Origin of the sequence: Pleionea sp. CnH1-48 (assembly GCF_024124665.1) — a bacterium.
In the GTDB taxonomy this organism is placed as follows: domain Bacteria; phylum Pseudomonadota; class Gammaproteobacteria; order Enterobacterales; family Kangiellaceae; genus JAMXSB01.
The window spans coordinates 21,450-35,509 of sequence record NZ_JAMXSB010000013.1 but is presented as its reverse complement, the minus strand read 5'-3'; the positions used below and the strand labels follow the sequence as shown (position 1 = coordinate 35,509).

11 protein-coding genes are annotated in these 14,060 nt (G+C 41.7%); 7 read left to right on the top strand and 4 right to left on the bottom strand.

Annotation, left to right across the window (positions count from 1 at the left end; genetic code table 11):
- Positions 1–18: 18 nt before the first annotated feature.
- The 3 genes from putP to NH399_RS19095 all read left to right on the top strand — a co-directional run bounded on the left by putP (position 19) and on the right by NH399_RS19095 (position 3,698).
- Complete coding sequence (gene putP / locus NH399_RS19105; protein ID WP_253042790.1) at positions 19–1,527, top strand: sodium/proline symporter PutP; 1,509 nt, start codon at positions 19–21, stop codon at positions 1,525–1,527.
- Complete coding sequence (locus tag NH399_RS19100) at positions 1,524–2,015, top strand: GNAT family N-acetyltransferase (protein WP_253042789.1); 492 nt, start codon at positions 1,524–1,526, stop codon at positions 2,013–2,015. Before putP ends, NH399_RS19100 begins: the two co-directional genes overlap by 4 nt.
- A gap of 249 nt (positions 2,016–2,264) precedes the next feature.
- Positions 2,265–3,698, top strand: a complete 1,434-nt coding sequence (locus tag NH399_RS19095; protein ID WP_253042788.1) for a B-box zinc finger protein — start codon at positions 2,265–2,267, stop codon at positions 3,696–3,698.
- A 34-nt stretch (positions 3,699–3,732) separates the two neighbouring features.
- On the opposite strand, the gene NH399_RS19090 is transcribed toward NH399_RS19095, so the two are convergent.
- From NH399_RS19090 to NH399_RS19080, 3 genes are read right to left on the bottom strand one after another with little or no spacing between them, the layout of a single operon-like run.
- Positions 3,733–4,365 (bottom strand): glutathione S-transferase family protein, encoded by a 633-nt coding sequence (locus NH399_RS19090; protein WP_253042787.1) that lies wholly within the window; start codon positions 4,363–4,365, stop codon positions 3,733–3,735.
- A gap of 37 nt (positions 4,366–4,402) precedes the next feature.
- Positions 4,403–4,831 (bottom strand): SRPBCC domain-containing protein, encoded by a 429-nt coding sequence (locus NH399_RS19085; protein WP_253042786.1) that lies wholly within the window; start codon positions 4,829–4,831, stop codon positions 4,403–4,405.
- Between the two features lie 11 nt (positions 4,832–4,842).
- Positions 4,843–5,181 (bottom strand): helix-turn-helix transcriptional regulator, encoded by a 339-nt coding sequence (locus NH399_RS19080; protein ID WP_253042785.1) that lies wholly within the window; start codon positions 5,179–5,181, stop codon positions 4,843–4,845.
- A gap of 231 nt (positions 5,182–5,412) precedes the next feature.
- Between NH399_RS19080 and NH399_RS19075 the strand changes: the two genes are divergently transcribed.
- The 4 genes from NH399_RS19075 (at position 5,413) to NH399_RS19060 (ending at position 11,148) form a co-directional block, all read left to right on the top strand.
- Complete coding sequence (locus NH399_RS19075) at positions 5,413–6,129, top strand: hypothetical protein (protein ID WP_253042784.1); 717 nt, start codon at positions 5,413–5,415, stop codon at positions 6,127–6,129.
- Between the two features lie 204 nt (positions 6,130–6,333).
- A complete protein-coding gene (locus NH399_RS19070) occupies positions 6,334–8,313 on the top strand; it encodes a pentapeptide repeat-containing protein (protein WP_253042783.1) in 1,980 nt (659 codons plus the stop codon).
- Positions 8,298–9,413 carry a substrate-binding domain-containing protein gene (locus NH399_RS19065; RefSeq protein ID WP_253042782.1) on the top strand — a complete coding sequence of 372 codons (1,116 nt, stop codon included), beginning with the start codon at positions 8,298–8,300 and terminating at the stop codon, positions 9,411–9,413. The genes NH399_RS19070 and NH399_RS19065 overlap by 16 nt, the downstream gene beginning before the upstream one ends.
- 40 nt (positions 9,414–9,453) lie before the next feature.
- Positions 9,454–11,148: a flavin monoamine oxidase family protein gene (locus NH399_RS19060; RefSeq protein WP_253042781.1), complete on the top strand. Its 1,695-nt coding sequence runs from the start codon at positions 9,454–9,456 to the stop codon at positions 11,146–11,148.
- Between the two features lie 72 nt (positions 11,149–11,220).
- Here the strand turns inward: NH399_RS19060 and NH399_RS19055 are convergent, their stop codons facing one another.
- On the bottom strand, positions 11,221–13,404 hold the full coding sequence (locus NH399_RS19055; RefSeq protein WP_253042780.1) for a S9 family peptidase: 2,184 nt from the start codon (positions 13,402–13,404) through the stop codon (positions 11,221–11,223).
- Positions 13,405–14,060 lie beyond the last annotated feature (656 nt).

The following is a 14,060-nucleotide window of genomic DNA, read 5'->3' as shown; positions in this document are numbered from 1 at the left end:
AGGGGAGATAACAATAATATGAATACTGCAACACTGGTGACCTTTGTTTTATATTTGTTGGGGATGATAGGCATTGGTGTCTGGGCTTATTTTCAAACTCGAAATCTATCGGACTACATTCTTGGTGGACGTCGTCTGGGCAGTCTCGTTACAGCACTAAGTGCCAGTGCGACGGATATGAGTGGTTGGTTACTATTAGGGTTGCCAGGTGCTATTTATGCTGCCGGACTTAGCGAAGTTTGGATCGCTTTAGGGTTAGCTGTTGGTGCTTACTTTAACTGGCGTATCACTGCACCTCGTCTACGGGTTTATACCGAAGCTGCGGGTAACGCGATTACTTTGTCAGATTATCTGACTAACCGTTTTGAAGATAACTCGAACTTACTAAGAGTCATTTCTGCACTTGTTATCTTGGTGTTTTTTACTGTTTATGTGGCATCGGGTTTAACGGCTGGGGCCAAATTGTTTGAAGCTTCTTTTGGCATGGGCTATGAGGTTGCTTTGATCGTCGGTGCTGTGGTTATTGTAAGTTATACCTTTGTTGGGGGCTTTTTGGCTGTTAGCTGGACGGATGTGGTTCAGGGACTGTTGATGGTAACGGCTTTAGTGGTCGCGCCTATTGTCATGTGGATGGAAATGGGAAGTGTTGAGTCCATTAACCAGACGATTGCTCAAGTGGATGCCAAAAAGATGGACTGGTTTGCGGGTAAGTCAGCTGCGGACTATCTGTTATCCATTAGTTTCTTTTCCTTAATGGCCTGGGGGTTGGGTTATTTTGGACAGCCTCATTTACTGGCTCGTTTTATGGCGGCAAAATCGGTTGCTGATGTCCATAAAGCCAGACGTATTGCAATGAGCTGGATGTTGATCAGTATGGTTGGTGCCTTAGCTGTCGGCTATTTTGCTATCGGTTATTTTGTTGGCAAAGATGCTTTTGAGCTCTTGTCTACAGACAGCGAGAAAGTCTTTATTGTTGCCAGCCAGGTGTTGTTTCATCCGCTAGTGGCGGGCTTTCTGTTAGCTGCAATATTAGCTGCGGTGATGAGTACCATTGATTCGCAATTGTTGGTTTCATCCAGTGCGGTTACCGAAGATTTTTATCGCGTCTTTTATCGACGTCATGCTTCAGACAAAGAGTTAGTCTGGGTTGGTCGTTGTTCGGTGTTGGTGATTGCGTTGATTGCGGTAATGATTGCTACGGATAAAGACTCCAAAGTACTGGGTTTGGTGAGTAATGCCTGGGCGGGTTTTGGTGCTGCCTTTGGTCCTGTCATCGTTATGTCTCTGGTATGGAAGGGAATGACCCGTAACGGTGCCTTAGCAGGTATGCTAGGCGGTGCCTTAACGGTTATTTTCTGGATTGCTTTCAAAGAAGAACTGGGCGGTGTGTTTAAGCAAACCTATGAAATGATTCCCGGTGTTATCGTCGCAAGCCTGGCTGCTTATTTTGCCAGCAAAACGCAAACACCAAGCCAAAATATGGTAACAACCTTTGAACAAGTTGATAGGGTGGTAAAACAATCATGAATACTTCAATAACGATTCGTAAAGCGACGTCTGAGGATGTTGCTTTAATTCTGGGTTTTATTCAGCAACTTGCTGACTATGAAAAATTGTCTCATGAGGTCGTTGCGACTGAGGCAGATCTGCGCAATACCTTATTTGGCGATAATCCGGTTGCACATGTGGTGATTGCCGAAGCTGATGGTGAGCCAGCGGGTTTTGCTTTGTATTTTTATAATTTCTCCACGTTTCTGGGTAAGCCCGGATTGTACCTTGAAGACTTATTTGTTAATCCCAAATACCGAGGACTAAAAATTGGTAAGTCATTACTTATTCATCTGGCGAAAACCGCGCTAGAGCAAGGTTGTGGTCGTTTTGAGTGGTCGGTGCTGGATTGGAATACACCTGCCATAGAGTTTTATCGTGCTATGGGTGCTTCTGGCATGGAGGGGTGGACGATACAACGTGTGACTGGCGACGCACTGGTAGAGCTTGCAGCCAAAGCACCATAAATAGCGAGAGAGAAGACAGTTCTTCTCCCCACCCAAAATCATTAGGCTTTTAGCACAGCTTAATCGGGTGGGGGATTGGGTTTTTAAAAATGAAGGTCCCTGTAAAGGGAAGATTGTGGCATGGAGATTGCCAAAAAAGACACCTGTTCTGTTGCCAAATAGATGAATGGTTGGCGAAATATTTTCTATTATTAGTAAGAATACAAGGCAAAGCCAGACTAAGCCTTAGCTAAATTAAGAAGGAACAAAATGGAAGACTTGAAGTGTAAATACCATCCTGATGCTTCTGCATCTTGGTACTGTGGACGCTGCGATGTGCCTTTTTGCATGAGTTGCGTACCAGAAAACAAAAAGCATCATACACCACGTTGTACTCTGTGCCGTAACGATTTAGAGCTGCTTGGCATTCGAGATGTGATCACGCCATTTTGGTTTAAGCTAGGACATTTCTTTTTCTATCCATTCCATACAACCCTGTTAACCTTCAATATTATTATGACAGTGTTGTTTATGCTCATTCCAGACTTTTTGTTTGCACCTGTCATACAGTTGCTTTGGTTGGCATATCTGGTCAAAGTGGGCTTTGCAGTGATGGAATACACCGCCAGTGGACATCTTGATGTGGTTGAATGGAAAAAAATAACGGCCATTAATACCAACTCTGCTTTTTTAAAGCTCATGATTGTGTATCTGATCATGGGCCTCGTGTTATGGAAAATCAGTGCCTACAGTAATGTATTAGCCATCATTACGGGTATTTTCTTTATCTTGGGATATCCTGCGACCAATATTATTTTATGTATTGACAGATCTATCCTAAGGGCTGTTAATCCATTACGAATTATTCATATAATGCTATCCATTGGTGGCAGTTACTGGATTCTTTTTTTATTGCTATTACTACTCAACACCAGTTTGTTTTATGGCATTGAATTAATCGATAGCAACTTGTCCAGTTTGGTGAGTGATCCTCTACTGATATTCTTTTTGATTTATGTGTCCTTAGTGACTTTTAGAATGTTTGGTTATGTCATTTACCAATATCATTTCGAGCTGGACTTTTCTGTGCATCGCGATAGTTTGCATCAAAACATTCGTTCTCATGGGCGTCATACCAGTGAGCTTATGGATGAGCAGCAGGAACTCAATGAGCAAAGTGGTGGCGTGACCGAGGCAGAAATATGCATACAGGAAGGTCGCTATGCTGAGGCCGAAAGTTTGTTAAGACAAGCCATTGAAGAAGATGTTCAAGATAAGCAAGCTTACGATCTGCTGTACAAGCTTTATCAGCTGCAAGGTAAAACCAAATCTTATACTTCTCTGGCGTTACAACATTTAGATGCACTGGCTACACGTAATGCATTGCCTCAAATGCGAGAAGTATTTTTGAAAGCACAGGGTGTTGATTCTGGTTTTGTTCCCAAGCATCCCAAGATCATTCATTTATTGATTCGCAGTTTATCGAAGAAAGATGATGTTAAGTTATGCTACGCGTTGATGAACCATCTAAAGAAACACTATATTGATTATCCTGGTTTAGCTGATGCCTGCTTTACCTGTGCTAAGTTAATTACAGAAAAGTTAAATCGCCGAGAAGAGGCCGCAAAAATTATTCGGTGGGCGTTAAATGTGGCTAAAGGTGATTTAAAGACAACAATGGAAGGCTATCTAAAACTGCTTTAAAAAGGCGAGAGCTTTGAGCTCTCGCTGATATTGGTTACATCATTTTAAGCTTTTCTAACATGGGCAGCGCTTCTTCTAAAACATGTTGATAAGAAGAACGTTGCTTGGCCCGTTCATAGTAATCTACAATTTGGGGGTAGTCGTTAAACGGATACAACTGTTGTGCGTAAAACAAGGTCGGTATTGCTGCACAGTCGGCCATGGTAAAGTCGTCGCCAGCCAACCATTGATGATCGGCCAACAACTGACTCATTTCACTGTAGCTGTAGTCGATGTGTTTTTGGGCTTTTGCTAGCGCTTCTTTATCCTGCTCTTCTTCTGGCTTCATTGAGGCAAATAATAACGTCACTGTTGGATTGTTGAGATAAAGATCCATTTTTCGATCAATTGATCGAACGAGCGCCGCCGACTCAAGATCTTTTGGGATCAATTGAGAACCATGCTGAACTTCTAGATATTCTACGATGCTGGTTGATTCTGGAAGGTAACTCCCATCTTCTTTCTTGAGTAAAGGTATCTTCCCTAAAGGATAAACTTGAGCAAACTCTTTTTGTACGGCTTTATCGAGCAACATGATGACATTGCGTTTAAACTCGAGCTCTTTTTCGTAAAGAGCGAGTAAAACCTTTTGTGAGTAAGTTGAAAAGGGAGCGTAATAGAGTTCCATTAGTTTCTCCTATCGTTGTATCTCTGAATTGAAGATATCAGGCATTGACTTCAGTCAGCTTGTTTAAGTTATCAAGGCAGCCATTCCAACCCATCTGATGTTTATCGCACATTTCCTGGTCGGGAAACTCAGTATGAAGCAGAGACAGTTTCGAACGCTGCTCATCAATCGAGGTAAAGTCTACCTGTACTTTAGTTTTAGTCGGGCTGTCTTTCCACTGCCAGCTAAAGGTTAAGTTTTTATCCTTTTCAATATTGAGATAATGACCTTCGATAATATGTTGGCTACCGTCAGGATCTTGCATGACGATTTGATAATTGCCGCCTTCTTTTAAATCGACTTCAGCATGTGGAACCGTCATGTCTCCAGGGGCGAACCAACGGGCAATGACGTCTATATTTGACCAGGCGTTAAATAATTCGCTAACAGGGATGCTGAATTCTCTTTCGATAGTAAGCTGATGCATGATTAAACCTCTTAAGTATTGTCATTTGCTGGAGTGATTAGGTCGTCCAGCGTATCCAGTCGTTGTTGCCAAAAATTACGATAAATTGATACCCAGTCGAGTGCTGGGGCCAGTTGTTCGGGAGCTAAAGTGCAGTAGTGGATTCTGCCATCTACCCGGCGCTGAAGGATCTTCGCTTTCTCTAGGATTTTTACGTGCTTTGATACGGCCGCCATCGACATATCAAAGGGAGCACTTAGCTCGCTAATCGTGCGTTCTTTCTCTGCGACCAAGTGAACAATCTGGCGGCGTGTTTTATCGGCCAGAGCCATAAAAACGCGATCTAGAGCTTCTTCTGAGTCGTGATGCAACGTTAATCCTCAATAGATATTCAACCATTTGGTTAAGTATTGATCGTTTTGGTCTTATATTCAACCTTTTGGTTAAATGTTTTTTTGTTCAATTGAGAACCAAGGTAAAAAATCACGACAAATTAGGCATGTAGCGTTATTAAGAGTTTGGTAGAGTCTGTGTGGCGGGGAGCCAGATGATAGGAAGCTATCGTTCTGGCATAAGAAGTTTGAAGATGAGAATAAGAAACTATGAAAAAAGCGCTCTATCGTTACAGCCGAAAGATCCATAAGTGGGCGGGTATTGTCATTGGTTTGCAAGTGTTGTTATGGATATCCGGCGGCGTTGTGATGAGTGTCATACCTATCGAAATCGTGCGTGGGAATCATCTGCATCAACCTCTTAAGTCTGGAGAAGGGCAATTTGATCATGAATACTCTATTGATCAATTGCTCAAAGAACATGAGATACAGCCTACTCAAATCAAATGGCGTTGGATAGCCGAAACGCCGATTTACGAAATAAAAGATAAGCAACAGACTCGATATTTTAATGGTGGGACAGGCCAGGCGATTGTACAAACCGATGAAGCTCGAGTTCGTGAACTAGCTGCTATGTACTACACAGGTGATGAGTCTATTGTTGAAGTTTCTACTCTGACAGAGAAAGTGAGAGAAGCAGGTAGTATTCGCTTACCAGCATGGTCGGTCAGATTCGATGATACCTGGAATACTACTTTTTACTTATCTTCGGTGACGGGTGAGCTGATGCGAGTAAGAAGTGATATCTGGCGATTTTATGATTTCTTCTGGATGCTGCATATTATGGACTATGACGAGCGTAAAGATTTTAATAATCCATTACTGATTTCTTTTGCCATTTCAGGATTTATTTTTTCAGTTACTGGCGTGATATTATTGTTTCAGGTTTTTCGACGTCGTGATTTTATCTTTTGGAAAAAAGCATAAGATAGTTAAGTACAGCTAACAATATAAATCATGCTCACAAACAAATCATCTCAATTAAGAGATGATTTGTTTAACTCTAATTCACTTCCTTGATGATTGATTTTTATACTGCCATACTCAAATAAGATATCTCATCTTTATATCATTATTTGAGTTTCATTGAGCAAATATTGCTTAAGGAAATAGCAGAGTCAAGGATATTTCATGCAACTTGAACTGGCCAACCAGGTAGATGATTCCACTGCTGAAACTTCTCTCTCAGAAAAAACGAAAAACTATGCTTGTAGAGATTTTTCTAATGTCAGCTTTGTTAGCCAACAGCTAGATGGAACCGACTTCTCTTTTTGCCAGTTAGAAGGAGCTAACTTTGCCCAGGCCAGTTTAAAAAACTGTCGTTTTTTTTGCGCAAACCTGGAAGGTGCCGATTTAAAAGACGCACTTTTTCTTAATGAAGAACAGTTTTCTGGTGCCAATCTTGCCTATTGTCAGTTGCCAGATGATATAAGCTTTACCGCGATTGAAAGTGCAGAGAAAAACGCTGATGACTTGCGTCGCAACTTTCTTACTGTGGCTCTTATGTGCCTTTATTCATGGTTGGCGATAGGTTCAACAACCGACGTTGATCTGTTACTCAATGAGAGCACCGTATTTTTTCCTTTAATTGAGATGTCATTGCCAACGGTTGGCTTTTATTATGTGGCACCTCTTTTATTATTCATCGTTTCTTTTGCTTTTAATATACAGCTCACTAACTACTGGAAAAAAGTTTCACTGCTACCTTCTATCTTTCCTGATGGTACAAAAGTTATCAGCAAGGTGAATGCATCGATTTTTGGTAAACTTATCGAAGCATACTCACCTTTTTTGCGAGCTACATCACGGCGAAAAAGCTCAGAAAAATTAAAGGTAGTAATAGCGACCTTCCTTATTTTTTCAGCTACACCGGTTACTTTATTGTGCTACTGGTTTTCGTTTCTAAAACGACATGACTGGATTGGATCAAGTTTGCACTTGATTTTGTTATCTATCATTGTTCTCCACACTTTTTACTTGCTGGCTCTTATTAAAAATCATTTTAAGACACGTAGTAAAATTCATGTAGGCTATTCTTTCACCATACCTTGCTTTATTTTAGTCGCATCGCTATCTCTGATAACCATTGCTAATTGCTTCTATCAAATACCTTATCCATTCAACGCAAACATAGATGTTAGAAATGAAGTACTAAGCCAACGGTTGGAGAATACAAACGACAAGGATAATGAGCTTGTAAAACAAAAAAGTGTCAATATTTCTCACTTAAATCTGAAGTTTGCATCTTTCCGAAAGTCAACGCTTCAAGGCAGTGATATTGTCGATTCCGATCTAGAGTTCTCGATATTGCAACATGCAGATTTCAGTTACTCGAACCTGGCTAAGTCCATATTAAGCAATACCAAGATGGAGCATATTAAGTTAGGAAATGTCATTGCTAATCGAGCCAGGTTCGTTAACGCTTCCATGCCTTTTGCGGTCATGTCGGATGGTGACTTTCATCTGGCTGATTTCCGTTCGGCCAGATTAACGGGGGCAAAAATGTCTAATAGTCACCTCTCTCGTGCTGATATGACCGAAGCCGCTTTAGATTTTGTTACCGCTAATAAGGCTGACTTTTCTATGGCTATTATGCGGCATATTACCATGAATCAGGCTCAGGCAAACCAGGCCAACTTTTATTTGGCAGACTTGAAAGATGCGCACGTTTGGAAAACCACAATGAATCAAAGTCGCTTTATATTGGCCAGACTGCATCGCAGTAATTTTACTCACTCATCTTTTAATCAGGCTGACTTTTCTCAAGCGGACTTTAACCAAGCTTTGTTCATTGATACCAATGCGCGACAAGCCATTTTCTATTCGAGCAAATTACTGCATACCGACTTCTCTAACGCCGATCTGAAAGGGGCACATTTTGCTGGTGCACAGATCCAAAAAAGTTCTTTTTCAGGTGCTGATTTATCAGGGGCTGATTTCTCTGGAGCCTGGTTTGATGAAGTGAACTTATGCGGTGCGAACTTAACTTCAGCAAAGGGCTTAACCATTGCTCAGTTAAAGCATAGCTATATTGATGCTAAAACAAGATTGCCAAATTCTCTTGCCGTACAGTTAGGTCTACAGAGGAGTTCATCATGTACTATCGATTAGTATTGGTTTTTCTTCTGTTGAGTTGGGTCAATAGTTGCCATCAAGCTCAAAAGAAAGATAAACACCCTGATGCTATACGGCTTTCTCAGTTTATTGGTCCTTATCTTACTCAACACAAGATGAGTGGGATGCCTGCTGAGTCTTTAACTCGACTAGATAATGAACCTTGGCACTTTCAGTTTTCTCCATTACCTGAACCTCTAAAAATTGGGGTTTTGTTACCAAATAATCCAGAGCATGATCTCGCATGGCAACCCGTGGTATCTAGTATTTATGCAGAAGCAAAAAAGTGGAACATTAATGTTGTTCTAAAGTATAGCGACGGCTACTCAGCAATTTCACAGCATCAACATCAATTCCAACAGCTATTAGATGAGAGTGTGGATGCCATTATTCTGGCTTCGATGCATTATCGGGCAATGGATGAGCTAGTTTTAGCAGCCACCAAAAATCAATGCTTCAAGCAAGATAATCAAGAAAGCATAGTTCCCGTTATTGCGGTGGTCAATGATATCTATGCCCAGGCGGTGTGTGGAAAAGTAATGGTTGCCTTCTCAGATATGGGAAAAAAGGTCGGAGAGGCTATTATTCAAGATGCGATTAAGAGTAAAAAAGATAAAGTTCGTGTAGCTTTTTTTCCTGGTCCGATCAATGCCGGATGGGCTCCAGAAAGTTTATATGGTTTTGTCGAGGCTTTACGAAGCTTTTCTGGAGAGTTTGAATTGATTGAGCCTCGATGGGGAACCCCTGAGGCAGAAAAGCAACGGGAGTTAATCGAAGATGTTATGGCCAAAAATATTCATGTGGATTATATCGTTGGCAACGCTGTTGCTGCCGAACAGGCTGCGCATATTTTAGCGACCATGGGCCATGAAGATATTACTCAGGTTTTTGCAACCTACTATAGTCCTGCATTAACCGACGAAATCGAGCGAGGGTTAGTAAAAGCTGCGCCTTCGGATCAACCACAATTATTAGGTCGGCTGGCTTTGCAAATGGCCATTAAATTTATCAACAAGCCTAAGCCTGATTCTCTGCCTTTTCGTATCGCGCCTAATATTCCAATGTGCAGTAAACGCAATTTGTCGACAACTTGCTAAGGCATTGTTGGTGTCTAAGCAATAAGAGGAGGAGTATGTAATGCCTGGTTATGGATTGTTAAGTAATCTCAGCCCTTCGTTATTGGCACTATCTGAACACGAAACGGCTCGGTTTCCAGCAGTTATTGATACTTTATATAACTATGAAACCTTTTTAAACAAAGTGAAGTCGCAGCCTATTGCGAGCTTCGAACCCTCACAACGTAATGCGAGGGTGGCTGTTATCGGAGCCGGGCAAGCGGGTATGGTTGCGGCCTACGAGTTGTTAAGGGCAGGACTTAAACCTGTCGTGTTTGAAGCATCGTCAAGATTGGGAGGACGCGCCTGGTCGAAAACACAAGATGATGCCGAAGGCGCAATTGCCGAGATGGGGGCAATGCGATTTCCCCACACGGCTGCATTTACTCATTATGTAAATGAGTTTGATCTGACCCTAAGTAATAAATTTCCAGATCCAGGCAAGGTGCCAACATTGCTTTACTATCAAAATGAGCGTTTTCGGTGGGAGCCAAACGCCTCACAGCCACCGGGCATCTTTGCACAAATTCAAAAAGACTGGGAAAACTTTTTAAGTTCGTTAGGCGTCGATGAGATTACTGCTTGCTTACGCAATGGCCAATACCAGCAGGCACAATCTCACTGGCAAGGGCTGATCACCCGATACAAAGATGTTAGTTTCTTAACGGCTATTGTTGAAGGCATTCCTAAGTGGGGTACAAAGCAGCTGGGAGCCTTTGGAGCATTAGGGATTGGTAGTGGTGGATTTGGTCCTTTGTATCAGGTTTGTTTTTTAGAAATGCTAAGGTTGATTGTTGACGGACTCGAGTACAAGCAACAATTGCTGCTTGAAGGCATCTCCAGCCTGCCGAAAAACTTTTATGAAAAAGAAGTTCTGACACCTGATGGTGAACATCTTTCTTTAAGAAAACTCGATTCTATTCGATGGAAACATGAAGTGGCTGCACTTGAGTACTTGGGCGATAGTAGCCATAGAATCAAGTTGTCTTTTGCTGATAGAACGATTGAAGAAGAAGTGTTTGATTCGGTTATTGTTGCTACGACTACGCGTTCCATGGAAGTGATGGGAATGACGTTAGGTAACACCATCAAAGAGCCCGTAAAAAATGGTGTACGAAAAGTTCATATGATGAACTCATCAAAAATGTTCGTCTTTACTGAGGATAAGTTTTGGTTAAAAGATAAATCCTTACCGCAAAATATTCAGACCGATGAACTGGTGCGCGGTCTCTACTGTCTGGATTATGGAAAGCAAACTGATAAAGGCGTGTTGCTTGTTAGCTATACCTGGGGAGATGACTCAACCAAGTTGATAGCCATTGAACCGGAGCAACGTTATCAATTGCTGTATGACAATATAAAGGACATCTGTCCCGAGTTTGCACAACACATTGATCGAGATAATGCTCGTGTGATGAATGTCGATTGGCAACGAGAACCCCATTATTACGGTGCGTTTAAAGTGGATTACCCTGGGCAAGAAACTTACGTTAGAGATTTGTATTATCAATTTCAGACTTCATTACGCAAAGCCGATTGCATTTCTTTCGATACAGGTGTGTATCTGGCTGGAGACAGCGTGTCATGGCAAGGTGGTTGGACTGAAGGTGCGTTGCAAACTGGTATCAATGCGGCTTGTGCCGTTGCCCATCATCTGGGTGGAAAAGTCATTGAGGAATCGCCGTTAACGCAAAACCCGGCGAGTTATGAATATTAAGCGGTGAACTAACACGGAAGTTAATTAAAGAATACTCCACCTGACGGGGTCAGGTGGAGTGACTACAGGAGATTATTTTTTGATACCTAACAGATCAAAGAAGAAGGCATATTCAAGAGCCTGTTCTTTGTAACGACGGAAACGACCTGAAGCGCCACCGTGGCCTGCTTCCATATTGACATCAAACAACAAACGATTATCGTCAGTTTTAAAGTCTCTTAATTTGGCAACCCACTTAGCTGGTTCGAAGTATTGTACTTGAGAATCGTGCAAACCCGTGGTGACTAAGATATGAGGATAGTCCTGCTTTTTGACGTTGTCATAAGGAGAATAAGACAGCATATAGTCATAAGAGTCTTTGTTGTTAGGATTTCCCCACTCATCGTATTCATTGGTGGTTAAAGGAATACTTTCATCTAGCATGGTAGTAACCACGTCAACAAAAGGAACATGAGCTGCCAGGCCCAGATAGCTCTTTGGTGCCATATTAGCGATAGCGCCCATGAGCAGACCACCGGCACTGCCGCCAACCGCGAAGACCTTGTCTTTTGCGCCATACTTTTGTTCAACTAAAGCTTTTGTGACATCAACAAAGTCAGTAAAAGAGTTCTTTTTGTTGAACATCTTGCCGTTCTCATACCATGGACGTCCAAGCATCTGACTACCACGAACATGGGCAATAGCATAAACAACACCACGATCCAGTAGAGACAATCGAGAAGCCGAGAAGGAGGGTTCTATTGTGACACCGTAGGAGCCATAACCATACTGATAGATAGGATTGGTTCCATCTTTCTTGAATTTGTCTTTACGGTAAACGATGGATACAGGAACTTCTACACCATCACTCGCTTTGATAAAGATACGTTCGCTGTGATAGTTCTCTGGTTTAAAGTCTCCAATGACTTCATCTCTTTTTCTTAGCGTTTTCTCACCCGTTTTTAAGTTATAGTCGTAGACGCTAGAAGGTGTTGTCATAGAGCTATAGTAAAGTCTTAAAGTATCTGTGTTTTGCTCATAGTTAGCACTAAAGCCTGCGACAAAAACATCATCATCAAAGGTTACAGGTGTTTCTTTGCCTGTTTTCCATTCGATGGTTTTTATCTGAATTTGTCCACGAACTTTTTGCTTGGTAACCAGATAGTTTTCGAACAGCTCAAAATCCTGGAAGTATACGTCTGGGTTGTGGGCAATAACTTCTTCCCACTTGGAACGATCCGCTGTGTGATCTTTATGTACCTTCATCAAACGGAAGTTTTTAGCCTTCCAGTTTGTTCGAATGTAGAACCAGTCACCCAGCTTTCCATAAGCGTATTCGATATTTTCTTCAAGAGGAGCGAAAGGCTTAAACTCAGCATCTGGTGTATCGGCGTTTATCATTGATGCACCCTGTGTCGTAGTGCTGGAATGATAAATAGAAATCGTTGAACGATCTTTTGACTTCCCTATGCCGGTATAAAAGCTTGTATCTTTTTCTTCATAAACCAAGACGTCATCTTTTTGATCCGTACCTAGTTTGTGACGATAGACCTGATAGCCGAGTAGAGTCTGTGGATCTTTTTTGATGTAAAAAACTGTTTGATTGTCGTTGGCCCAAACGATACCACCGTCGGTACCTGTGAGTTTGTCTGCCAGCATTTCGCCAGTTTCGAGATTCTTAAACTCAACGGTATAAATACGACGACTCAAAGTATCCGTTGAATAAGCTAAAAGCTTGTTATCGGGGCTGACTTCAATGTCGCTTAATGCGAAGTAATCATGACCTTCGGCCAATACATTTTCATCAAGAATGATTTCTTCTTTTTGCTTGCTTTTGTCTTTGTTACGAACAAAAACAGGGTATTCTTTGTCGCCCTCATAGCGAGTGGAATACCAGTAGCCATTTTCTAGAGCTGGAACGCTAGAGTCATCTTTCTTTAAGCGACCGATTAATTCGTCGTATAGTTCTTTCTGGAATTGCTCGGTATGAGCCATGACGGCTTTGGTATATTTATTTTCTGCTTCGAGGTGAGCGAGAATTTCTTTGTCTTCGCGCTTATCGTCGCGCATCCAATAATAGTCATCGATACGCTTATCGCCGTGAATATCCATCGGGTGAGGGCTTTTTTTGGCGACAGGAGCTGCTGGTTGGGTTGGTTGAGTCATGGCTTTATCTGGCGTTGCTTGTGTTTTGGCTGGCTGAGACGCAGTATTGGCAGAATCACATCCTGCTAATGTTATGGTTCCAGTCAGCAAGACTAGGGATAGTTTGTTCATAAATATACTTCTCTTATTTTGTCGCTTCTTTATCAGCTATATGTTTTGAGGGCGATAAATCGGAGGCTATATCATCGTTCTAAATAGTTAAAAATGATGTCGTAGAATCGTAACGCATTGTATCAATTCATTGCATCCCATAATTTTGGTTATTAAATCCTACTAAAACAACTACTACTTACTTGATATTCTCACTGAGTTAGTCCTTTAGGTATTACCGTTAGACTACTGAATCAGAAAGCCTTTTTCTCGGGATATAAACTCTTTGTTATCAAGCTCCTATATCCTTTAGTGATAGGTTTCCCAAAGCTAATCATGAGTGAGTGTCTCAACTGGTATTGACAACGTTAGTGGAGTCTTCAATCGAGAATGAGACAGCTTCCTCAGTGTAACGAGATTTTTGAGATACGCAAGATGCCTGCGCATAAATTCTACTCGCATGCCAAGTGCCATATTTGTTATACTACTACCCCGTCTTGATACTACTCTTCGCAAGATACCAAAATTGACCAATTGTTACGCTAAACTCCTTAATAGAAGCGGGGTTTGGCTGGTTTTTATTTGTTGATTGTCAGGTCAATTGCGCGTGCAGGTAGTTAATTATTTTATCGGTGCTCAGACAACCTGAGTGCTGACTCGTTAAGTTTTTTCGGTAA